At 64.6% G+C, this 23,056-nt stretch carries 20 protein-coding genes; 5 read left to right on the top strand and 15 right to left on the bottom strand.

Features of this window, described 5'->3' with window-relative positions:
* The first annotated feature begins 395 nt into the window (after positions 1-395).
* Complete coding sequence (locus H610_RS0106225; protein WP_028238884.1) at positions 396-1,469, top strand: AI-2E family transporter; 1,074 nt, start codon at positions 396-398, stop codon at positions 1,467-1,469.
* 67 nt (positions 1,470-1,536) lie between these two features.
* Here the strand turns inward: H610_RS0106225 and H610_RS0106220 are convergent, their stop codons facing one another.
* From H610_RS0106220 to H610_RS0106175, 10 genes are all read right to left on the bottom strand, one after another.
* A complete protein-coding gene (locus tag H610_RS0106220; protein ID WP_028238883.1) occupies positions 1,537-3,132 on the bottom strand; it encodes an isocitrate lyase in 1,596 nt (531 codons plus the stop codon).
* Positions 3,133-3,593: 461 nt separating this feature from the next.
* A complete protein-coding gene (locus tag H610_RS0106215; protein WP_028238882.1) occupies positions 3,594-4,400 on the bottom strand; it encodes a secretin N-terminal domain-containing protein in 807 nt (268 codons plus the stop codon).
* The gene (locus tag H610_RS0106210) at positions 4,400-5,014 is read right to left on the bottom strand and encodes a DUF7931 domain-containing protein (protein ID WP_028238881.1); all 615 of its coding nucleotides are present in this window, start codon (positions 5,012-5,014) and stop codon (positions 4,400-4,402) included. The genes H610_RS0106215 and H610_RS0106210 overlap by 1 nt, the downstream gene beginning before the upstream one ends.
* A 20-nt stretch (positions 5,015-5,034) precedes the next feature.
* A complete protein-coding gene (locus tag H610_RS0106205; RefSeq protein ID WP_028238880.1) occupies positions 5,035-5,460 on the bottom strand; it encodes a GNAT family N-acetyltransferase in 426 nt (141 codons plus the stop codon).
* Positions 5,453-6,619, bottom strand: coding sequence for a ribosomal protein uL16 3-hydroxylase (locus H610_RS0106200; protein WP_028238879.1), 1,167 nt, complete (start codon positions 6,617-6,619; stop codon positions 5,453-5,455). The genes H610_RS0106205 and H610_RS0106200 overlap by 8 nt, the downstream gene beginning before the upstream one ends.
* A gap of 65 nt (positions 6,620-6,684) precedes the next feature.
* On the bottom strand, positions 6,685-8,055 hold the full coding sequence (gene purB / locus H610_RS0106195; protein ID WP_028238878.1) for an adenylosuccinate lyase: 1,371 nt from the start codon (positions 8,053-8,055) through the stop codon (positions 6,685-6,687).
* Between the two features lie 92 nt (positions 8,056-8,147).
* Positions 8,148-8,774: a high frequency lysogenization protein HflD gene (hflD, locus tag H610_RS0106190; protein WP_028238877.1), complete on the bottom strand. Its 627-nt coding sequence runs from the start codon at positions 8,772-8,774 to the stop codon at positions 8,148-8,150.
* On the bottom strand, positions 8,771-9,901 hold the full coding sequence (gene mnmA / locus H610_RS0106185) for a tRNA 2-thiouridine(34) synthase MnmA (RefSeq protein WP_084166380.1): 1,131 nt from the start codon (positions 9,899-9,901) through the stop codon (positions 8,771-8,773). Before mnmA ends, hflD begins: the two co-directional genes overlap by 4 nt.
* 69 nt (positions 9,902-9,970) lie before the next feature.
* Positions 9,971-10,411 (bottom strand): NUDIX hydrolase, encoded by a 441-nt coding sequence (locus tag H610_RS0106180; protein WP_028238875.1) that lies wholly within the window; start codon positions 10,409-10,411, stop codon positions 9,971-9,973.
* Between the two features lie 118 nt (positions 10,412-10,529).
* Positions 10,530-12,758, bottom strand: coding sequence for an NADP-dependent isocitrate dehydrogenase (locus H610_RS0106175; RefSeq protein WP_028238874.1), 2,229 nt, complete (start codon positions 12,756-12,758; stop codon positions 10,530-10,532).
* Positions 12,759-13,124: 366 nt separating this feature from the next.
* Here H610_RS0106175 and icd point away from each other — a divergent pair, with 366 nt between their 5' ends.
* Complete coding sequence (gene icd, locus H610_RS0106170; protein ID WP_028238873.1) at positions 13,125-14,381, top strand: NADP-dependent isocitrate dehydrogenase; 1,257 nt, start codon at positions 13,125-13,127, stop codon at positions 14,379-14,381.
* Between the two features lie 85 nt (positions 14,382-14,466).
* Here icd and cspD read toward each other — a convergent pair whose 3' ends face one another.
* Positions 14,467-14,727 (bottom strand): cold shock domain-containing protein CspD, encoded by a 261-nt coding sequence (cspD, locus tag H610_RS0106165; protein WP_028238872.1) that lies wholly within the window; start codon positions 14,725-14,727, stop codon positions 14,467-14,469.
* 221 nt (positions 14,728-14,948) lie between these two features.
* Between cspD and clpS the strand changes: the two genes are divergently transcribed.
* Positions 14,949-15,311: an ATP-dependent Clp protease adapter ClpS gene (gene clpS / locus H610_RS0106160; protein ID WP_028238871.1), complete on the top strand. Its 363-nt coding sequence runs from the start codon at positions 14,949-14,951 to the stop codon at positions 15,309-15,311.
* Positions 15,312-15,340: 29 nt separating this feature from the next.
* Positions 15,341-17,611 (top strand): ATP-dependent Clp protease ATP-binding subunit ClpA, encoded by a 2,271-nt coding sequence (gene clpA / locus H610_RS0106155; protein ID WP_028238870.1) that lies wholly within the window; start codon positions 15,341-15,343, stop codon positions 17,609-17,611.
* Between the two features lie 92 nt (positions 17,612-17,703).
* Here the strand turns inward: clpA and infA are convergent, their stop codons facing one another.
* From infA to trxB, 4 genes are all read right to left on the bottom strand, one after another.
* Positions 17,704-17,922, bottom strand: coding sequence for a translation initiation factor IF-1 (gene infA / locus H610_RS0106150; RefSeq protein ID WP_002553999.1), 219 nt, complete (start codon positions 17,920-17,922; stop codon positions 17,704-17,706).
* Positions 17,923-18,015: 93 nt separating this feature from the next.
* Positions 18,016-18,723: an arginyltransferase gene (locus H610_RS0106145; protein ID WP_028238869.1), complete on the bottom strand. Its 708-nt coding sequence runs from the start codon at positions 18,721-18,723 to the stop codon at positions 18,016-18,018.
* Positions 18,724-18,775: 52 nt separating this feature from the next.
* Positions 18,776-19,456: a leucyl/phenylalanyl-tRNA--protein transferase gene (aat, locus tag H610_RS0106140; protein ID WP_028238868.1), complete on the bottom strand. Its 681-nt coding sequence runs from the start codon at positions 19,454-19,456 to the stop codon at positions 18,776-18,778.
* A 32-nt stretch (positions 19,457-19,488) separates the two neighbouring features.
* Entirely contained in the window at positions 19,489-20,436 is a 948-nt protein-coding gene (gene trxB / locus H610_RS0106135) for a thioredoxin-disulfide reductase (RefSeq protein WP_028238867.1), read from the bottom strand.
* Between the two features lie 205 nt (positions 20,437-20,641).
* Between trxB and ftsK the strand changes: the two genes are divergently transcribed.
* On the top strand, positions 20,642-23,044 hold the full coding sequence (gene ftsK, locus H610_RS0106130) for a DNA translocase FtsK (RefSeq protein WP_028238866.1): 2,403 nt from the start codon (positions 20,642-20,644) through the stop codon (positions 23,042-23,044).
* Positions 23,045-23,056: the final 12 nt, after the last annotated feature.

The following is a 23,056-nucleotide window of genomic DNA, read 5'->3' as shown; positions in this document are numbered from 1 at the left end:
CTCAGGCGTGCGGCCGGGCGGCGGCGTGGCCCCCACTGGGCCCCGGCGCAGGCCGGGGCGACGGGATGGGGGTAAGGAGTCTGGACGCTGCGCCAGAGCCCGTCATGCCGGCGCAGGCCGGTATCCGGGCGGGACGGCGGCTGTGTATCGTCCCGAAGATGGTTTCAGGCCGATGACGCAGCTGCCAGCCAGACACCTTCCGGTCTGCAGCGGACGACCGTATGGCGACATCGCCAAGTGCTGAGCCCGGACCTACTGCGCGAGGGGCGTACGACCTCCCGGCGGACCTGCGCATGGCACAGGGACATACGGCTGCTGGTCGCGAGCCATGCTCCAGCCAGGCACTGATTCCATAGCCTGTTGACTAACGGAAAAGCCTGCAGCCAAGGTCTTCTATGAGTCAGCCATCGCGCGAGCGAAAGGTATTTGCCGGTCTCCTGATCGTGGTATCCCTGGCTTTCGCCTGGATACTCTTCCCCTTTTACGGGGCCGTCTTCTGGGGCGTCATTCTTGCCATCATCTTCTGGCCGCTGCAGCGCTGGCTGCTGGCGAAGCTCCATGGCAGACGCAATATCGCCTCGCTGATCACCCTGGTCGTCATCGTCGTGGTAGCCATTCTTCCTGTCAGCGTGATCACCGGATTGCTCGTGCAGGAGGGGGCGGCGGTCTACCGGCGAATCGAGAGCGGCGAGCTGGATATTGCCGGTTACCTGGCGCAGGCGATGGCTTGGTTGCCCGATCCCCTGCGCGCGCAACTCGATCGCTTCGGCCTGCAGGACATAGAGAGCTTGCGCTCCAGACTGGCAGGCAGCGCGCTGGCAGGCAGTCAGTTCATCGCCACCAAGGCTTTCAGCTTCGGACAGGGGACCTTCCAGTTCCTGGTGAATTTCTTCGTCATGCTCTATCTGCTGTTCTTTCTGCTGCGTGACGGCCGGGAACTGGTCAGCATGCTGAAGAAAGCGGTTCCGTTGCACGATAGCCAGAAGCGTCGACTGTTCAGCAAATTCACCCGAGTCGTGCGCGCGACCGTCAAGGGGAACGTGGTAATCGCCGCGACCGAGGGCGTCTTGGGCGGCTTCATCTTCGTCCTGCTGGGCATTCCCAGCGCCTTGCTGTGGGGCGTCCTGATGGGATTCCTCGCGCTGTTACCCGCGGTGGGCGCCGGGCTGATCTGGGCGCCCGTCGCCGTCTACTACTTCATGATGGGCGACCTCGTCCATGCGTTCATCCTGACCCTGTACGGCGTCCTCGTCATAGGGCTCGCGGACAATGTGCTGAGGCCCATCCTGGTGGGCAAGGACACCAAGATGCCCGATTACGTGGTGCTGATCTCGACGCTGGGAGGGCTGGCCCTGTTCGGCTTGAACGGGTTCGTGATCGGGCCGCTGATAGCCGCGCTGTTCATTTCGGCCTGGGGACTGTTCACCACGCCCGAGCACGACGACACGGCCAACATGCCGCCCCGTTGATGCCATGAACGAAGCCCGGAAAAAAAGGCCCCGGATCGCTCCGGGGCCTTCGAGGACAATCAGTGGATCAGTGGAACTGATTCATGGTGTTGTCCTTGCCACTTGCCTTCAGCGCAGCTTCGCCGGCGAAGTACTCCTTGTGGTTGTCGCCGATGTCCGAGCCGGCCATGTTCTGGTGCTTCACGCAGGCGATGCCCTGACGGATTTCCTGGCGCTGTACCCCTTTGACGTAGGCCAGCATGCCGTCTTCGGCGAAGTAACCCTTGGCCAGGTTGTCCGTGGACAGCGCGGCAGTGTGGTAGGTCGGCAGGGTGATCAGGTGATGAAAGATGCCGGCCTGCGCCGAGGCGTCGCGCTGGAAGGTGCGGATTCTCTCGTCGGCCAGCTTGGCCAGGTCCGAGTCGTCATACTCGGCGCTCATCAGCCTGGCACGGTCGTAAGCCGACACGTCCTTGCCTTCGGCGACCATGGCGTCGTAGACCTGCTGGCGGAAATTCAGCGTCCAGTTGAACGACGGGCTGTTGTTGTAGACCAGCTTGGCGTTGGGAACCACCTGGCGGATGCGATCGACCATGCCCTTGATCTGGCCGATGTGCGGCTTTTCGGTCTCGATCCAGAGCAGGTCGGCACCGTTCTGCAGCGAAGTGATGCAGTCCAGCACGCAACGATCCTCGCCGGTTCCCTTGCGGAACTGGAACAGGTTCGACGGCAGGCGCTTCGGACGCAGCAGCTTGCCTTCGCGCTTGATCACCAGGTCGCCGTTGGCCAGGTCCGCCTCGGAAATCTCTTCGCAGTCGAGGAAAGCGTTGTACTGGTCGCCCAGGTCGCCTGGCTCGTTCGTCACCGCGATCTGCTTGGTCAGGCCGGCGCCCAGGGAGTCGGTACGGGCGACGATCACGCCGTCGTCGACGCCGAGTTCGAGGAAGGCGTAGCGCACCGCGTTGATCTTGGCGAGGAAATCGGCGTGGGGAACCGTGACCTTGCCATCCTGGTGACCGCACTGCTTCTCATCGGAAACCTGGTTTTCGATCTGGATGCAGCAGGCGCCCGCCTCGATCATCTTCTTGGCCAGCAGGTAGGTGGCTTCAGGGTTGCCGAAGCCGGCGTCGATGTCGGCGATGATCGGCACGACATGGGTTTCGAAGTTGTCGATCTGCGACTGGATCTCAGCGGCCTTCGCCTGGTCGTCGGCGGCCCGCGCGGTGTCCAGCGCGCTGAACAGCAGATCGAGTTCGCGGGCGTCGGCCTGGCGCAGGAAGGTATAGAGCTCCTCGATGAGTGCCGCCACCGCGGTCTTCTCGTGCATCGACTGGTCAGGCAGCGGGCCGAACTCGGAGCGCAGGGCGGCCACCATCCAGCCCGACAGGTAGAGATAGCGCTTGTTGGTGGTCTTGAGGTGCTTCTTGATCGAAATCAGCTTCTGCTGGCCGATGAAGCCATGCCAGCAGCCCAGCGACTGGGTGTAGAGCGAGCTGTCGGCATCGTACTCGGCCATGTCCTTGCGCATGATGGCAGCCGTGTACTTGGCGATGTCCAGACCTGTCTTGAAGCGGTTCTGAGCACGCATGCGAGCGACGTACTCGGGGTTGATTGCGCTCCAGCTGTTGCCGGCGGTTTCTTTCAATGCAGCAACGGCCTTGACGTCATCTTGGTAAGCGGACATGGTCAATCCCTTCAAAGTTTTGTTGGTGAGCACCGTCTTTCCCACTTGAACCTACTTGCTAGCGCTGTTTGTGCTGCAACGCGGTAGATGTCGATTGGCGACGGAGCGAGGACTGACCAGAGAGGAGGGTGGCAGAACGATCACCTGTGACCTTGCCGAGCGGTGGACGCATGAGGGCTCATGGATGCCTGGCGTCTTGCGCTGGTGAAGTCGACGAGTTGATGCGCTAGGTGCTTCCCCATCCCTCAGGACGACTCGTTCCAGTCGCAACCTCGTCAGTCCACCTTGTGGGCAGTACAGGCACGGAGCGGCTCGGCTGGTTGGCTGGAGCGCACTCCGGGGCCCCGTTTCAGGGCCCTGGTTAGCGGGAGCGAGGTCATCATGCTCCCGGTAAAAATGCTCGTCAACGATTTTGTAGTGGAATTTTGTAGCTACTACATTTTTCCGCTACATGGTTCACGTCAGTCCAGCACCTCGACCTTGAGGCGCAGCGAATAGTCCTGGGCCGAGTCGGTGGAGTACCGGCGAGCGATCCCGTGGTCGCTGGAGGAGGCGCTCTCATCGATCCCCCCGAGAGTGATCCATTCGCCGACGCGGCCACTGACGCGGGTGTCCGTGTTCTGCAGCTGCAGCTCGCGCGAGTGCTCGGGGCTCAGGCGGTCGTTCTTGGCGCTGATGGTGACCTGCACCTGGTCTCCCACCACGTTGGCGGTGGCATAGAAGCCGCGCATCAGGTCCCGGTACTGCGTATCCTGGTAAACCTGCCCGTAGGCATCGGTGGACCACTGGTTCAGGGGCACGCTCTGGCCGGCCTGGATGAGTGCCGGATAGCCTTCCGTCGCCTGGACCTGCTGGACGCCGCCGTCACGGCTCTGGGTGTCATGACGAATGATTCGCGCGCCGTTCCGATCACGGCCGGGATTGCCCGTGCCGATCTCGACCGACCCCGAGCCGATGCGCCCGTCGACCTGATAGCCCCGCTGCTGCGACGATCCGTGACGCTGCGTATCGACGCTGATGAGCAGGCGCCTGGGTGGGCTGTCGAGCTGCCCGAGTACGCTTCGAAGCTCCTCGATCACCGGTTCGGGTGCGTTGATGACCAGCTGATTGCCGTAGGCCGCAACCCGGCCCCGGTCGCCCACGACCGATTGCGCCAGCGGCAGCACCTCGTCGGCCATGCGGTAGTTGACGGGGATGATCTCGGTGGCGGCATGGCAGAGACCGCCTATCGTCAATGCAAGGGCTGCGCAGAGCGCACGTAGGGTCATCACAGCAGCAGGCTCCGAAGGTCGGGATCGTGGATGGCGAGGTTCCAGGCCTCGTCGAAGCGCGCCTGGAACTGTCTGACACGCCCGGGCTCGTGATAGCAGGCACGGCCCTGGAATTCGCGCGGGTCCGGGCGCCAGAGCAGCCCGCTCCTGTCTGCGAGGAGGAAGGCATCCTCGCCTCCCGGGTGATCGGGGTGAGCCCGGCGGATCTCCATGCGGCTGGTCAGGCGACGCGCCAGGCTCAGGAGTCTGTGCCCGCGGCGTATGGCCAGCGCCGGGTCGCGGACCAGCAGGCGCAGGCGGCAGTCGCCGTGCTGCAGGAGAAAGGCGGTGCAGGCCTGCTGCATGGCTGCCTCGTCGTACAGCCAGGGCTCCATGTCCGCGCTGGAGATGCAGATTGAGCGGCGTGCCTGGCGAACCAGCGCCAGGGCGTGCGGGCGCAGCTCCGCAGCGGAGGCGAGCGGGTGCGCCGAGGCACTCTCGCCGAGCCTGAAGGGTGCTTGCTCAAGTGCTGCCCGCTCCGGGTGGCTCGGCTCCGGGTTGTGGATGGCGAACCGTCCGGGCGATTCGAAGGCGATGGGGGCGAGCGGATCCGTTTCGGACGCGTCGTCCATTCCGAATGGCTCGTCGCTCATCATCGGCTCCGGCGGACCATGTCGACGTGGGGAATGCCCGCCTCCAGGAATTCCTCGCTGGTTTCCGAAAAGCCCAGGCGTTCGTAGAACGGCAGGGCATGTACCTGTGCGGTCAGCTTCTGCTCGGAAAGACCGCGACGCTCGGCCTCGGCGATTGCCGCATGCATCAGCGCCTCGCCGACATGAAGGCCGCGCCAGTCGCGAAGCACCGAGACGCGCCCGATGTGGCCGTCGAGCAGCAGTCGCGCGGTGCCGACCGGATAGCCGCTCTCCAGCGCCAGGAAGTGGATCGCGTGCTCGTCCTCCGCGTCCCATTCGAGTTCCGGCGGCACCGCCTGCTCGACGATGAACACCGTCTCGCGTATGCGCCGCAACTCGGCGTTGTCGCGATGCCAGTCGGCGATCCGGACCTCGATCTCACTCATCGGCAAACTCCAGACTTCCCTGTTTGACCAGTTGGACAAGGAGGGTACGCCCGTCCTCGTCGGCCAGCCAAGCCTGCAAGTTGTCCTGATGTAACGCGTCGGCGGCACAGACCAGCTTCAGCAACTCGCGCAGGTGGACCGGCAGTAGGGTGCTCTGGCCGCTGGCGAACAGCAGCAGGCCGATGTCCACCTCGCTCCAGGCCAGGCGCGCGCTGGGATTGCGAACCAGCACGGCGCCGTCGCCCAGCGCCTCGAAGAGGTCGCCTTCCTCGATCTCGCCGCCTGCCACCCGCTCCGGGTAGCGGGGCTCGGTCATGAACTGGCCGAACCAGGTCAGCAGCAGGCGCTCGTCGCCCATGTGTTCGTCCAGCAGCCCCTTGAGGCGTCGCAGCGCATCGGCCTGGATCTGGTGGGGATCCTTCGCCGGTTCCAGGTCGGCGTCGCCGTAGCGTTCCTCGTCCGGCAGGAACTGCGCGAGGAAGTCGGTGAAATGAGTTAGGACCTCGGCGGCGCTGGGCGCGCGGAAGCCCACCGAGTAGGTCATGCAGGCGTCCTCGGCGATGCCGTAGTGGGCGACCCGCGGCGGCAGATAGAGCATGTCGCCAGGCTCCAGCACCCATTCATCGGCCTGGCGGAAGTCGGCGAGGATCTTCAGGTCGCCATGCTCGAGCAGCGCGCTTTCGCTGTCGCATAGCTGGCCGATCTTCCAGCGCCGGCGGCCCTCGGCCTGCAGCAGGAACACGTCGTAGTTGTCGAAATGCGGACCGACGCCGCCTCCGGGAGTGGCAAAGCTGATCATCACGTCGTCGATGCGCCAGCTCGGCAGGAAGCGGAAATGCCGGGCCAGGTCCGCCACTTCCGGGATCAGCTGGTCGACCGCCTGCACCAGCAGCGTCCAGTCGCGCTCGGGCAGCTGGCCGTAGGTCTCTTCGGTGAACGGCCCGCGGCGCAGCTCCCACGGGCGATCGCCGTGCTCGAGCACCAGCCGGGACTCGACCTCTTCCTCCAGCGACAGGCCGGCCAGTTCGTCGGCCGTGACCGGGCTCTGGAAGCCCGGCAGCGCCTGGCGGATCAGCAGGGGCTTCTTCTGCCAGTAGTCACGCAGGAACACGCGGGCGCTGATGCCCCCCAACACTTCGAGCGGAGTATCCGAAGTCATCGCTAACACCTTGAAGTCATAAATAAAAACGCCCGGCAGCGCCGGGCGTGCTCTACCGCGTCAGCTCAGATGCGCTTGGCTTGGGCGACCGCGTTGCCGATGTAGCCGGCGGGCGTCAGCTTGGCGAGCTCGGCCTTGGCTTCGGCCGGGATATCGAGCCCGGCGATGAAGTCTTGCAGCGCCTGCGGGGTGATGCCCTTGCCGCGCGTCAGCTCCTTGAGCTTCTCGTAGGGGTTTTCCACGCCATAGCGGCGCATGACCGTCTGGATGGGCTCGGCGAGCACTTCCCAGCAGTTATCCAGGTCTTCAACAATTCGTTGAGCATTGAGTTCCAACTTGCTGATTCCCTTGAGTGTTGCCTCGTAGGCGATCACGCTGTGCGCGAACCCGACGCCCAGGTTGCGCAGTACGGTGGAGTCGGTCAGGTCGCGTTGCCAGCGGGACACCGGCAGCTTGCTCGCCAGGTGCTGGAAGAGTGCGTTGGCGATGCCGAGGTTGCCTTCGGAATTCTCGAAGTCGATCGGGTTGACCTTGTGCGGCATGGTCGATGAGCCGATCTCGCCGGCGATCGTCTTCTGCTTGAAGTAGCCCAGGGAGATGTAGCCCCAGACGTCCCGGTCGAAGTCGACGAGGATGGTGTTGAAGCGGGCGATGGCATCGAACAGCTCGGCGATGTAGTCGTGCGGCTCGATCTGGGTGGTGTAGGGGTTCCACTGCAGGCCCAGGTCATCCTCGATGAAGGCGCGGGCGTTGGCTTCCCAGTCGACCTCCGGGTAGGCGGACAGGTGGGCGTTGTAGTTGCCCACGGCACCGTTGATCTTGCCCAGCAGCGGCACGGCCGCGACTTGTGCGATTTGCCGCTCGAGGCGGTAGACCACGTTGGCCATTTCCTTGCCCAGCGTGGTGGGCGAGGCGGGCTGGCCGTGGGTGCGGGACAGCATCGGCACGTCGGCGAAACGGGTCGCCAATTCGCGGATCGCCCCGGCCAGCTGGCGCATCAGCGGCAGCAGCACGCCGTCGCGGCCCTCGCGCAGCATCAGCGCGTGGGACAGGTTGTTGATGTCTTCGCTGGTGCAGGCGAAGTGGATGAACTCGTTCACCGCCGCCAGCTCGGGCAGGCGCCTGGCCTGTTCCTTGAGCAGGTATTCCACCGCCTTGACGTCGTGGTTGGTGGTCCGCTCGAACTCTTTCACCCGCTCGGCGTGGGGCAGCTCGAAGGCTTCGGCCAACTGGTTCAGCAGCGCGTCGGCTTCGGCCGAGAAGGGCTGCACTTCGGGAATGCCTTCATGGGCCGCGAGGCGCTGTAGCCAGCGGACCTCGACCATCACACGGAAGCGGATGAGGCCGAACTCGCTGAAAATGGGGCGCAGGGCGCTGGTCTTGCTGGCGTAGCGGCCGTCTACGGGGGAAACCGCAGTGAGCGAAGAGAGCTGCATGGGCGTTCTCGGGCTGTCGGGTTCGAAAAAAAGGGCCGCTATGATACCCGAAAGCGGCCCGCATTGCGGCTGGTGGCGATGAGCGCCCCCGCTCAGCCGCCTTGGCGCATCATCGGGTAGAGATGGTCCAGCAGTTTCCGGCGGCTGAGGATCAGCTGCCAGCGATGCCCGCCGAGCTGGCGCCACAGGCGTGCCGAACGGATGCCGGACAGCAGCAGCGCGCGGATCCTGGCCGCGTTGTCGCGCTGCTGCAGGTGACGCATGTCCCCGTGCACCTGGATCCGCTGGCGGAAGGTGCTCAGGGTGTCCTCGTAGAGCCCGCCGAAGGCGGCGATGACATTCTCGTGCGCGATGCCGAAATGCTCGACTTGCCCCTGGATCTGATCCATCCGCGTGCCGATGAGCTGGAGCATGTCGTCGCGCTTGGCCAACTGGCGCTCAAGGCCGAGCAGGGCCAGCGAGTAGCGCAGCGGTTCGCGCTGCAGCTCGGCGGCATTGCGCTCCAGCGCGCCGGCAAGCGCCTTGTAGCCATCGCGCAGGTTCAGGTCGTCGCCGCCATAGATTTCGAGCGTGGAGCCCGGGTTGCGCACCAGCAGGCTGCCGAGCATGCAGGCCACCGCGGCGGTGGGGGCCTGGCCGGTGCGGGCGATCCGGTCGACCAGGACGGCCGACTCGAAGACCGCGCCCAGCGCGACCAGTTGCTGACGGATGTCGCTCATGCCAGCGCCTCGCTGAAACAGGTTTCCGCCTGCTCGATGACGCCGCCCCCCAGGCAGACCTCGCCGTCGTAGAAAACCACCGACTGGCCGGGTGTCACGGCGCGCTGGGGCTCGTCGAAGACCACCCGGTAGCCCGACGCCGTGCGTTCCAGCGTGCAGCTTTGGTCCTGCTGGCGGTACCGGACCTTCGCGGTGAGGCGCCGGGGCGCCTGCAGCTCGACGGGGTTGACCCAGTAGATCTCGGACGCGGTCAGCGCGCTGGCGAACAGCCAGGGATGATCGTTGCCCTGGCCGACGACGAGCACGTTGCGCCGCAGATCCTTGGCGACCACGTACCAGGGCGCGTCGTCGGCGTCCTTGAGCCCGCCGATCCCCAGTCCCTGGCGTTGGCCGATGGTGTGATACATCAGGCCGTGGTGGCGGCCGATGGTCTCGCCTTCGGTGGTCTCGATGTCGCCGGGCTGCGCCGGCAGGTATTGCTTGAGGAAATCGCGGAACCGCCGCTCGCCGATGAAGCAGATGCCGGTCGAGTCCTTCTTGCGCGCGGTGGCGAGCCCGTGTTCCTCGGCGATCCTGCGTACCTGCGGCTTTTCCAGTTCACCCACCGGGAAAAGCGTCTTGCCGATCTGCTCGCCGCCGACGGCGTGCAGGAAGTAGCTCTGGTCCTTGTTCGGATCCAGCCCCTTGAGCAGTTCGCTGCGGCTGTCCAGGTCGCGTCGACGCACGTAATGGCCGGTGGCTATGAGGTCGGCGCCGAGCATCAGGGCGTAGTCGAGGAAGGCCTTGAACTTGATTTCCCGGTTGCACAGGATGTCGGGGTTCGGCGTGCGCCCGGCCTTGTATTCGGCGAGGAAGTGCTCGAACACGTTGTCCCAGTACTCCGCCGCGAAGTTGGCGGTATGCAGGCGGACGCCCAGGCGGTCGCAGACGGCCTGGGCGTCGGCCAGGTCCTCCATGGCGGTGCAGTATTCCGTGCCATCGTCCTCTTCCCAGTTCTTCATGAACAGGCCTTCGACCTGGTAGCCCTGCTCGAGCAGGAGCAGGGCCGAGACGGAGGAGTCCACGCCACCGGACATGCCTACGATGACGCGCTGCGTTGCCGGTTGAGTACGGTCTATGTCGGACATGGGGTTTCGAGAGTGTCTGCAAAAAGGGCGGAATTCTAACAGGCCGGTCCTGCGGAGGCTAAGTACCTTTCAGACCTTCACCAGGTCGAGGGCGTGGCGGGAGCCTGCCAGGTAGTCGTCGATGCAGCGCACCACCAGTTCGCTGCGCCAGCGCGACGGGTCGGCGGCCAGGGTGTCGCGGTCGAGCCAGACCGCGCGCAGAATCCCGGTGTCGAGCGGGCGTTGCGGATCGTGCCCGATCGGCTTGGCCGAAAAACACACGCGCTGGTAGGTCACGCCGTTTCGCGGAGCGGTGTACAGATAGATGCCGACCACGCCGGTCAGCTCGACGTCCCAGCCGGTTTCCTCGAGGGTTTCCCGGATCGCCGCTTCGAGCAGCGTTTCGTTGGCCTCCAGGTGCCCGGCCGGCTGGTTGAGCACCAGTTCGTCCTGGTCGTATTCCTCGACGAGCAGGAAGCGCCCCTGGTCCTCGACGATGGTCGCCACGGTGATGTGCGGCTGCCACTCCATATCGCTTTCCTCTTGCAGTGTGGATGCGGGCTCCGGGCGCGCGGTGCGGGAGCCCGAATGCAAGAACCCCGGCACGAGGCCGGGGTTCCTGGTTGGCGTTACACGCCCTTGCCCGGCCTCAGGCCAGTGCGGCGAGCGCGGCGTTGAAGGTCGCGCTCGGTCGCATGACCTTGCTGGTCAGCTCCGGGTTGGAGCGGTAGTAGCCACCGATGTCCACCGGCTTGCCCTGCACCGAATTGAGTTCGGCCACGATGGCTTCCTCCTTCTCGGCGAGGGTCTTGGCCAGCGGTGCGAAGTGCGCCTGCAGCTCCAGGTCTTCGGTCTGCGCGGCCAGTTCCTGTGCCCAGTACAGGGCCAGGTAGAAGTGGCTGCCACGGTTGTCGATCTCGCCGACCTTGCGCGACGGGGACTTGTTGTTGTCCAGCAGCTTGCCGGTCGCGGCGTCCAGCGCCTTGCCGAGCAGCTTGGCCTTGGGGTTGCCGGTCTTGATGCCGGTCTCTTCGAGCGACACCGCCAAGGCCAGGAACTCGCCGAGCGAATCCCAGCGCAGGTGGTTTTCCTCGACCAGCTGCTGAACGTGTTTGGGCGCCGAGCCGCCGGCGCCGGTCTCGTACATGCCGCCGCCGGCCATCAGCGGGACGATGGAGAGCATCTTGGCCGAGGTGCCCAGCTCCATGATCGGGAACAGGTCAGTCAGGTAGTCGCGCAGGACGTTGCCGGTCACCGAGATGGTGTCCAGGCCGCGGATCAGGCGCTCCATGCTCACGCGGATCGCTTCGTTGTAGCCCATGACGCGGATGTCCAGGCCGCTGAGGTCGTGCTCCTGCAGGTAGGCTTCCACCTTCTTCTGCAGTTCGCGGTCATGGGCGCGCTCGGGGTCGAGCCAGAAGATCGCCGGGGTATTGGACTGGCGCGCGCGGGTGACGGCGAGCTTGACCCAGTCGCGGATCGGCGCGTCCTTGGTCTGGCAGGCACGCCAGATGTCGCCGGCTTGCACTTCGTGCTGCATCAGCACGGTGCCGTCCTCGGCGAGCACGACGCGCATGGTGCCGTCGGCGGTCATCTCGAAGGTCTTGTCGTGCGAGCCGTATTCCTCGGCCTTCTGCGCCATCAGGCCGACGTTCGGCACGCTGCCCATGGTGGTGGGGTCGAAGGCGCCGTTGGTCTTGCAGAAGTTGATCATCTCCTGGTAGATGCGGGCGTAGGTGCTCTCCGGCATGACGGCCTTGGTGTCCTTGAGCTTGCCGTCCTTGCCCCACATCTGCCCGGAGCTGCGGATCATCGCCGGCATCGAGGCGTCGACAATCACATCGCTGGGGATGTGCAGGTTGGTGATGCCCTTGGCGGAGTCCACCATCGCCATTTCCGGGCGGCCGGCGTAGCAGGCGTGGATGTCATCGAGGATTTCTTCCTGCTGCGAGGCCGGAAGCGACTTGATCTTGTCGTAGACGCTGCTCAGGCCGTTGTTCGGGTTCACGCCGATCTCGTCGAACAGCTTGCCCCACTTCTCGAACAGGTCCTTGTAGTACACGGTCACGGCGTGGCCGAACACGATCGGGTGCGACACCTTCATCATCGTGGCCTTGACGTGCAGGGACCACATCACGCCGGTCTCCTTGCAGTCCTGCAGAGTGGCCTCGAAGAACTGGCGCAGCTTGCCGCAGCTCATGAACATGCTGTCGAGCACTTCGCCCGCCTGCAGGGAAAGCTGCTTCTTGACCTCGACCTTGCCGTCCTTGCCGACGAACTCGATGCGCACGTCACCGGCCTTGGCCAGGGTGACGGACTGCTCGCTGGAGAAGAAGTCGCCGCCGCGCATGTAGTCGGCGTGCGAGCGCGAAGCCTTGCTCCACTTGCCCATCGAATGCGGGTGCTTGCGTGCGTAGGCCTTCACTGCGGCCGGGGCGCGGCGGTCGGAGTTGCCTTCACGCAGGACCGGGTTGACCGCGCTGCCGAGCACCTTGGCATAGCGGGCGCGGGCGTCCTTCTCGGCGTCCGTCTGCGGCTCATCGGGGAAGTCGGGAATGTTGTAGCCCAGTGCCTGCAGCTCGGCGATGGCGCCCTTGAGCTGGGGGACGGAAGCGCTGATGTTCGGCAGCTTGATGATGTTGGCTTCCGGCTGGGTCGCCAGGACCGCCAGCTTGGCCAGGTCGTCGTCGACGCGCTTGTCGGCATCCAGCTGGTCGGCGAAGGCCGCCAGGATGCGCCCGGCCAGGGAGATGTCACGGGTTTCGACTGCGATGTCGGCAGCGGCTGCGAACGCTTCCACGATGGGGAGGAGCGAGTAGGTGGCGAGGGCGGGAGCTTCGTCCGTGAAGGTGTAGATGATCTTGGAAGGGATGGGCATTGACAGTGACTCACTTCTTAGCTGTGCGTGCACAGAATCTCGACGCGCGCGGGTAGGCGCTGAGGCTCTACTACGTATCGTTGGGCCGAAGGGTCGAGAATTCGCCGCGGGATGTTGGATGCACCAGTAAAGTGTTGAGCATTCGAGCCGTCGAGCTGCGGTAACAAATCGGCGGGTTCAAGGGTCAGAGGTCTCGTTCAGACATCGCGTCCCTTATGACCTGATAGTCACGCGCCGGAGTATACCATTGGCTCGGAGCTGCGAATAAAGGACGTTGCATAGACCAATGAAGAGATGCCTCGCCCGGAACAACTGCGCTACTCTCGGGTGAGACGTTCGCTGTTTAACCACCAGACGGAGTCCAGCATGGGATACCAGAAGATTCAGGTACCTGCCGGCGGTGAGAAGATCACCGTCAATGCCGACAGTTCGTTGAACGTGCCGAACAACCCGATCATTCCCTTCATCGAGGGCGATGGCATCGGCGCGGATATCAGCCCGGTGATGATCAAGGTCGTCGATGCCGCCGTGCAGAAGGCCTACGGCGGCGAGCGCAAGATCGCCTGGATGGAGGTCTACGCCGGCGAGAAGGCGACCCAGGTCTACGATCAGGACACCTGGCTGCCGAAGGAAACCCTCGAGGCGGTACGCGATTACGTGGTGTCGATCAAGGGCCCGCTGACCACCCCGGTCGGCGGCGGCATCCGCTCGCTGAACGTCGCGCTGCGCCAGGAACTGGACCTGTACGTCTGCCAGCGTCCGGTGCGCTGGTTCACCGGCGTGCCGAGCCCGGTGAAGAAGCCGGGCGACGTGGACATGGTGATCTTCCGCGAGAACTCGGAAGACATCTATGCCGGCGTCGAGTGGAAGGCCGGCTCCGCCGAGGCGCAGAAGGTCATCAGGTTCCTCACCGAGGAAATGGGCGTCAAGAAGATCCGTTTCACCGACATGTGCGGCATCGGCATCAAGCCCGTCTCTGAAGAAGGTACCAAGCGACTGGTGCGCAAGGCGCTGCAGTATGCCGTGGACAACGACCGCAGCTCCGTGACCCTGGTGCACAAGGGCAACATCATGAAGTTCACCGAGGGCGCCTTCAAGGAATGGGGCTACGAGATCGCGCGCGACGAGTTCGGCGCCGAGCTGCTCGATGGCGGCCCCTGGATGCAGTTCAGGAATCCGAAGAGCGGCAGGAACGTCGTGGTCAAGGACGTCATCGCCGACGCGATGTTGCAGCAGATCCTGCTGCGTCCGGCCGAGTACGACGTCATCGCCACCCTGAACCTGAACGGCGACTACCTTTCCGATGCGCTGGCGGCGGAGGTCGGCGGCATCGGCATCGCGCCCGGCGCCAACCTGTCGGACAGCGTGGCCATGTTCGAGGCGACGCACGGCACGGCACCCAAGTATGCCGGCCAGGACAAGGTCAACCCGGGGTCGGTGATCCTGTCCGCGGAGATGATGCTCCGCCACATGGGCTGGACCGAGGCGGCCGACCTGGTCATCAAGGGTGTGGGGGGAGCGATCTCGGCGAAGACCGTGACCTACGACTTCGAGCGCCTGATGGACGACGCCACGCTGGTGTCCTGCTCGGGATTCGGCGACGCCATCGTTTCGCACATGTGAGCGAAACGGCACGGAGAAAAAAGGCCGATCGTCCGATCGGCCTTTTCATTGCCCTCTGGCTGCGGTGCGGTCGCGCAGGCTTGGCTCAGGCATCGACCGCGGTCATCGCGGGAGTGGCTGCTGCTGCGGGAGCCTCGGCCGTCACCTGTGGCCGGATATTGGTGGCATGCAGGCCCTTGGGACCCTGCAGGATTTCGAACATGACCGCCTGCCCAGCTTTCAGTGTCCTGTAGCCTTCCATCTGGATGGCCGAGTAGTGGGCGAACAGGTCCTCATCGCCGCCGTCTGCTACGATGAACCCGTAGCCTTTGGCGTTGTTGAACCACTTGACCTTACCGCTTAGCATGCTGTTATCCCTCTGCAAAGGACTCCATCACTGGAGTAACATCCACTTCGATTGCGAACCTTGGGTGCCGAACCGGGCCTCATGATGCGCAACCCCGCGTGCCATTGGCACTTACTGGTTTGTATCACCGTTTTGCTCATAGTCAAGGCAACTCGTCAGGCGGCTGCGAAACCAGTCAAACATCATCGCCCCAAGGGGCCTGAACAGACCGATATACCAGCATGCGTGCATTTGCTCAGATTCGACTAACATTCAATCAGAACCGGCCCGGCACGGACGAAGACGGTGATTCCGGCCTGGTCGTTCAGGAAGCGAAGCCAGAGCTCAAGGCACCTCCGATGTACAAAGTTGTCATGTTTAATGACGACTACACGCCTATGGATTTCGTCGTGGAGGTGCTGGAGGGCATTTTCAACCACAATCGGGAAACGGCGACGAGGATCATGCTGACCGTCCATACCGAGGGCCAGGCGGTTTGCGGCGTGTTCACGCGGGATGTTGCCGAAACCAAGGCGATGCAAGTCAACCAGTATGCAAGGGAGTGCCAGCATCCTCTGTTATGCGAGATTGAGAAGGACGGTTAAACCCGATTGCTTGGGTAAGAGGTGAAGCTATGTTGAACCGTGAGCTCGAAGTCACTCTGAATCTGGCTTTCAAAGAGGCACGTACCAAGCGCCATGAATTCATGACGGTTGAACACCTCCTGTTGGCCTTGCTCGACAACGAGGCGGCCGCCACCGTCCTGCGCGCCTGCGGCGCAAGCCTCGACAAACTGCGGCACGACCTTCAGGAGTTCATAGACTCCACGACCCCGCTGATTCCCCAGCACGACGAAGATCGGGAAACGCAGCCCACGCTGGGCTTCCAGCGCGTGCTGCAGCGCGCCGTGTTCCATGTGCAGAGTTCCGGCAAGCGCGAGGTGACGGGCGCCAACGTGCTGGTCGCCATCTTCAGCGAGCAGGAGAGCCAGGCGGTGTTCCTGCTCAAACAGCAGAACGTCGCGCGAATCGATGTCGTCAACTACATCGCCCACGGCATCTCCAAGGTCCAGGGCAACCCCTCGAGTCCCGAGGCGGAATCCGAGCTGCAGGACGAGGAGGCCGGCGAGTCGGTTTCGGCCAATCATCCTCTCGATGCCTATGCCAGCAACCTGAACGAACTCGCCCGGCAGGGTCGTATCGATCCGCTGGTCGGGCGGGAAAACGAAGTCGAGCGCGTGGCGCAGATCCTGGCGCGGCGGCGCAAGAACAACCCGCTGCTGGTGGGCGAGGCCGGGGTGGGCAAGACCGCCATCGCCGAAGGCCTGGCCAAGCGCATCGTCGACAACCAGGTCCCGGACCTGCTCGCCGACAGCGTGGTCTACTCGCTGGACCTCGGCGCGCTGCTGGCCGGGACCAAGTACCGCGGCGATTTTGAAAAGCGCTTCAAGGCATTGCTGAACGAGCTGCGCAAGCGCCCGCAGGCGATCCTGTTCGTCGACGAGATCCACACGATCATCGGTGCCGGTGCGGCATCCGGCGGAGTGATGGATGCGTCGAACCTGCTCAAGCCGCTGCTTTCCTCGGGCGAGATTCGCTGTATCGGCTCGACCACCTTCCAGGAATTCCGCGGCATCTTCGAGAAGGACCGGGCGCTGGCGCGTCGCTTCCAGAAGGTCGACGTCTCCGAGCCGTCGGTCGAGGATACCGTGGGCATCCTCAAGGGCCTCAAGGCGCGCTTCGAGCAGCACCACCGCATCGAATACAGCGACGAAGCCCTGCGCGCCGCCGCCGAGCTCGCCTCACGCTACATCAATGACCGCCACATGCCGGACAAGGCCATCGACGTCATCGACGAGGCCGGCGCCTTCCAGCGCCTGCAGCCGGAAGAGAAGCGGGTGCCGCGCATCGAAGTGCAGCAGGTCGAGGACATCGTCGCCAAGATCGCGCGGATTCCGCCGAAGCACGTCAGTACCTCCGACAAGGAGCTGCTGCGCAACCTCGAGCGCGACCTGAAGCTGACGGTGTTCGGCCAGAACGATGCCATCGAATCGCTTTCGACCGCCATCAAGCTGTCGCGTGCGGGGCTCAAGGCGCCCGACAAGCCGGTCGGCTCCTTCCTCTTCGCCGGTCCCACCGGGGTGGGCAAGACGGAGGTTGCGCGTCAGTTGGCCAAGGCGCTGGGAATCGAGCTGATCCGTTTCGACATGTCGGAATACATGGAGCGCCACACCGTTTCGCGCCTGATCGGCGCCCCTCCGGGCTACGTCGGGTTCGATCAGGGCGGGTTGCTGACCGAGGCGATCACCAAGCAGCCGCACTGCGTGCTGCTGCTCGACGAGATCGAGAAGGCGCATCCGGAAGTGTTCAACCTGCTGCTGCAGGTGATGGACCACGGCACCCTGACCGACAACAACGGGCGCAAGGCGGACTTCCGCAACGTGATCATCATCATGACCACCAACGCCGGCGCGGAAACGGCCGCGCGTGCTTCGATCGGCTTCACCCATCAGGACCACGCGTCCGATGCGATGGAGGTCATCAAGAAGAGCTTCACGCCGGAGTTCCGCAATCGGCTGGATACCATCATCCAGTTCGGCCGGCTCAGCCACGAGGTCATCAAGAGCATCGTCGACAAGTTCCTCATCGAACTTCAGGCGCAGCTCGAGGACAAGCACGTCACGCTCGAGGTCTCGGATGCGGCGCGCGACTGGCTCGCCGAGCACGGCTATGACGTGCAGATGGGCGCTCGGCCGATGGCCCGGCTCATCCAGGACAAGATCAAACGGCCCCTGGCCGAGGAGATCCTGTTCGGCGAGCTGGCGGAGAGCGGTGGCGTGGTGCACATCGACCTGCAGGGCGGCGAACTCTCGTTCGACTTCGAGACGACTGCCGAGATGGCCTGAGACGCAGAGGCCTGGCGCTGGCCGGGCCTCTGTTTCACTCAGACAGCAAAAAGCCCGGCAAGCCGGGCTTTTTCATGCACGCGAGCCGCGTATCAGCGGGCGCGGTAGGTGATCCGACCCTTGCTCAGGTCGTACGGGGTCAGCTCGACGCGGACCTTGTCACCAGTGAGAATCCGGATGTAATTCTTGCGCATCTTTCCGGAGATATGCGCAGTAACGACGTGCCCGTTTTCCAACTCCACTCGGAACATGGTGTTGGGCAGGGTGTCGACGACAGTACCTTCCATTTCGAAGCTGTCTTCTTTCGACATGCAGTAGAACCCTCAGTATCTAGGAACAGCCAGCCCTTTGCGCTGGCAAAAGCGGCAGGTATTGTGCCCGAAAAGCCGCTGCTGCGCCAAGGGTTAGCTCAGCGTGACCCAGCGCTGGTTGACCAGCAGTTCGATGGGGCGGTACTCGGTCTTGTAGTTCATCTTGCGGCAGTTCTTGATCCAGTAGCCGAGGTAGACGGCCTTCAGGCCGCGCCGGGCGGCTTCGCCGACCTGCCACAGGATCGCGTAGCGGCCGAGGCTGCGTCGCTCCTCGTCGGGATCGAAGAAGGTGTAGACGGCGGAAAGGCCGTTGGGCAGCACGTCGGTGACCGCGACGGCCAGCAGGCGTCCTTCGAGGCGGAACTCGTAGAAGCGGGAGAAGGGCAGATCTCGTACGAGAAAGGTATTGAATTGATCACGGCTCGGCGGGTACATGTCGCCGTCGGCGTGGCGCTTTTCGATGTAGTTGACGTACAGCGAATAGTACTCGTCGGTGAACATCGGCCGGACTTCGCGAACCTTCAGATCCGCATTGCGCTTGAGGATGCGTTTCTGCTGGCGGCTCAGCTGCAGGCCGGTGGCCGGAATCCGCGCGGGTATGCAGGCGGTGCAGCGCTGGCAGTGGGGGCGGTAGAGGTGGTCGCCGCTGCGCCGAAAGCCGATCTCCGAAAGCTCCGCATACACCTGGACGTCCATCGGCTGGCTGGGGTCCAGGAACAGCGTCGTCGCTTGCTCGTCCGGCAGGTAACTGCAAGCGTGGGGTTGCGTGGCATAGAACTTGAGGCGAGCCAGTGAAGTCATGGTCAACTCTCGGGAATCACGAACTCAGTGTAGGCCAGCTCATTAGCCTCGACTAGCGGCTCCAGTCGGCAGTGCTGGGTTCGTCCAGGTAGCGTGCCAGTGCCTCTGCGAACACTTTTCGGGCGATCGGCCGCGCGCCGAAGCTGGCCAGGTGCCGTGTCGGCATCTGGCAGTCAATTAATTCGAATCCCCAGTCGCGCAGACGTTCCACCAAGGTTACGAATCCTACTTTGGAAGCGTCGGCTTCCGTACTGAACATGGACTCCCCGAAGAATAGTCGGCCCATGGCCAGCCCGTAGAGCCCGCCGACCAGTTGCTCGTCGTGCCAGACCTCCACGGAATGCGCCACGCCGCGGCGATGCAGCTCGATGTAGGCCTGCTGCATGGCGTCGGTGATCCAGGTGCCGTCGGCGTAGCGCCGCGGTGCCGAGCAGGCGGCGATGACGCGCTCGAACGCGCGGTCGAGCGTCACCTCGAAGACTTTCTGGCGGATGCGCTTGCGCAGGCTGCGCGAGACGTGCAGCTCGGCCGGGTAGAGCACGGTTCGCGGATCGGGCGACCACCAGAGCAGCGGCTGCCCGTCCTGGTACCAGGGAAAGCAGCCGTGCCGATAGGCCGCGACCAGGCGCTCGGGGCTGAGGTCGCCGCCGGCCGCCAGCAGGCCGTTGGGTTCGCGCAGCGCGGCCTCGAGCGGCGGAAAGCGCAGATCGTCTCGATTCAGCCAGGTGAGCATGTGCGAACCCGTGGCGGGGCAGGGGAGGGGAGTCAGTTGTCGAGGAATTTCTCTGCGTCGAGGGCCGCCATGCAGCCGGCGCCCGCCGAGGTGATCGCCTGGCGGTACACGTGGTCGGCGACGTCGCCGGCGGCGAAAACGCCGGGAATGTTGGTGCTGGTGGCATCGCCCTCGCTGCCGCCACGTACCCTGATGTAGCCGTCGCGCATGTCGAGCTGGCCGACGAACAGGTCGGTGTTGGGCTTGTGGCCGATGGCGATGAACACGCCGGCCAGCGCCAGCTGCTGTTCCTCGCCGGTGAGGGTGCTCTTCAGGCGTACGCCGGTGACGCCGGAGGCATCGCCGAGGACTTCTTCCAGGGTGTTGTTCCAGTGCAGCCGGACGTTGCCGTTGGCGGCCTTGTCGAACAGCTTGTCCTGCAGGATCTTCTCGGCGCGGAGCTTGTCGCGGCGATGGATCAGGTGCACTTCGCGGGCGATATTGGACAGGTACAGTGCTTCCTCCACCGCGGTGTTGCCGCCGCCGACGACCGCGACCACCTGGTTGCGGTAGAAGAAGCCGTCGCAGGTGGCGCATGCCGAGACGCCGCGGCCGGCGAAGGCATCTTCGGACGGCAGGCCGAGGTACTGGGCGCTGGCTCCGGTGGCGATGATCAGCGCGTCGCAGGTGTAGACGCCGCTGTCGCCGCGCAGCGTGAACGGGCGCTGCTGCAGCTCGGCGGTGTGGATGTGGTCATGGATGATCCGGGTGTCGAAGCGCTCGGCGTGCTGCTGCATGCGCTCCATCAGCACCGGGCCGGTCAGGCCTTCGGGGTCGCCGGGCCAGTTGTCCACTTCGGTGGTGGTGGTCAGCTGGCCGCCGGGCTGGATGCCGGTGATCACCACGGGTTTGAGATTGGCGCGCGCGGCATAGACCGCAGCGGTGTATCCGGCCGGGCCCGAGCCGAGAATGATCAGACGTGAATGCTTGACTTCGCTCATAAAAAGCCCTCATAAGCCGTTGTTGCCACTGGAGAAGCGTGCGTCCGTCGAGGCGCGCTGAATTATTGCCGGTTATGCTACACCGAAGCTCCGGCAAAAGCCCAAGCGGCTCGGAACCGGCATGGCAACGCGGAGCCAAACCCGTACAATGCCCGGTTTGAAGCTCTGCTCGAAAGACGCCCATGTGGCGCAGGAACCACCCGTTTTGAAGAATACGTCCTCTACCGCACCGTCTTCCGCCTGGCGCCAGCAACTGGCCTACCGCCTGAAGGAGGGCGCCCTGATCGCCCTCGGCGCGCTCTGTGCCTACCTGTGGATGGCGCTGCTGACCTACGATCCGACCGACCCCGGCTGGACGCACACCAGCAACGTCGAGCAGGTGCACAACGCCGCGGGGCGGGCCGGCGCCTGGTTCGCCGACGTGCTGTTCATGGCGCTCGGCTACTTCGCCTACGTGTTTCCGCTGCTGCTGGGCATCCGGACCTGGCAGGTGTTCCGCGCCCGGCACCAGCCCTGGGAGTGGAACGGCTGGCTGTTCTCCTGGCGCCTGATCGGCCTGGTGTTCCTCATCCTTTCCGGCTCGGCGCTGGCCTACATCCATTTCGAGGCCGGGGGCCACATGCCCGCATCGGCCGGTGGGGCGCTGGGCGAGAGCCTGGGGCAACTGGCGGTGCTGTCGCTCAACGTGCAGGGCAGCACGCTGCTGTTCCTCGCGCTCTTCCTGTTCGGCCTGACCGTGTTCGCCGACCTGTCCTGGTTCCGCGTGATGGACCTGACCGGCAAGATCACGCTCGACCTTGTGGAGCTGGTACAGAGCGCTTCCGGGCGCTGGTGGGCGGCGCGCAGCGAGCGCAAGCAGCTGGTGGCTCAGTTGCGCGAGGTGGACGAGCGGGTGGATACCGTGGTCGCGCCGGTGGTCTCCGACCGCCGCGAGCGGGCCAAGGTCAAGGAGCGGCTGATCGAACGCGAGGACGCGCTGGCCAGGCACATGACCGAGCGCGAGAAACGCCCGGCCCCGGTCATCGCGCCGCCGCCGCCGCCCAAGGCCGCCGAGCCGAGCAAGCGGGTGCTGAAGGAAAAGCAGGCCACGCTGTTCGTCGACAACCTGGCCGAAGGCCTGCCCCCCATTTCGCTGCTCGACATGGCGGAGAAGAAGCAGAAGCAGTTTTCGCCGGAGTCGCTCGAGGCGATGTCGCGTCTGCTGGAAATCAAGCTCAAGGAATTCGGCGTCGAGGTGACGGTCGAGTCCGTGCACCCGGGCCCGGTGATCACCCGCTTCGAGATCCAGCCGGCGCCGGGCGTCAAGGTCAGCCGCATCTCCAACCTGGCCAAGGACCTGGCGCGTTCGCTCGCCGTGATCAGCGTGCGGGTGGTGGAGGTCATCCCGGGCAAGACCACCGTCGGCATCGAGATCCCCAACGAGGACCGGCAGATGGTCCGCTTCTCCGAGGTGCTGTCCTCGGCCGAGTACGACAATGCCAAGTCGCCGGTCACCCTGGCGCTGGGGCACGACATCGGCGGCAAGCCGATCATTGCCGACCTGGCGAAGATGCCGCACCTGCTGGTGGCCGGTACCACCGGTTCCGGCAAGTCGGTGGGTGTGAACGCGATGATCCTGTCGATCCTGTTCAAGTCGACGCCGGACGAGGCGCGGCTGATCATGATCGACCCGAAGATGCTCGAGCTGTCGATCTACGAAGGTATCCCGCACCTGCTCTGCCCGGTGGTCACCGACATGAAGGAGGCGGCGAACGCGCTGCGCTGGAGCGTCGCCGAGATGGAGCGGCGCTACAAGCTGATGGCAGCGATGGGCGTGCGCAACCTGGCCGGCTTCAACCGCAAGGTGAAGGACGCCGAAGAGGCCGGCACGCCGCTGGCGGACCCGCTCTACCGCCGTGAGAGCATGGAAGACGAGGCGCCGCTGCTCAAGCCGCTGCCCACCATCGTGGTGATCGTCGACGAATTCGCCGACATGATGATGATCGTCGGCAAGAAGGTGGAAGAACTGATCGCGCGCATCGCGCAGAAGGCGCGGGCGGCCGGCATCCACCTCATCCTGGCGACCCAGCGGCCTTCGGTGGACGTCATCACCGGCCTGATCAAGGCCAACATCCCGACCCGCATGGCGTTCCAGGTGTCCAGCAAGATCGATTCGCGCACCATTCTCGACCAGGGCGGCGCCGAACAACTGCTCGGCCACGGCGACATGCTCTACCTGCCGCCGGGTACCGGCCTGCCGATCCGTGTGCATGGCGCCTTCGTCTCCGACGAGGAGGTGCATCGCGTGGTCGAGGCCTGGAAGGCCCGGGGCGCGCCCGACTACATCGAGGACATCCTCGCCGGCGCCGAAGAAGGCGGCGGCAGCTATGACCTCGGTGGCGGTGAAGGGGGCGGCGAGGGCAGCGAGGAAGACGCGCTCTACGACGAGGCGGTCCGCTTCGTGACCGAAAGCCGGCGCGCCTCGATCTCCGCGGTCCAGCGCAAGTTGAAGATCGGCTACAACCGGGCTGCACGCATGATCGAGGCCATGGAAATGGCCGGCGTGGTGACGCCCATGAACACCAACGGCTCGCGCGAGGTCATCGCGCCGGCGCCCATTCGCGACTGACCTGCGAGGCCT

It is taken from the genome of Stutzerimonas azotifigens DSM 17556 (assembly GCF_000425625.1).
GTDB classification, from domain to species: Bacteria; Pseudomonadota; Gammaproteobacteria; order Pseudomonadales; family Pseudomonadaceae; genus Stutzerimonas; species Stutzerimonas azotifigens.
The sequence above is the reverse complement of the archived record's forward strand: the minus strand, read 5'-3'. Positions and strand labels throughout refer to the sequence as shown.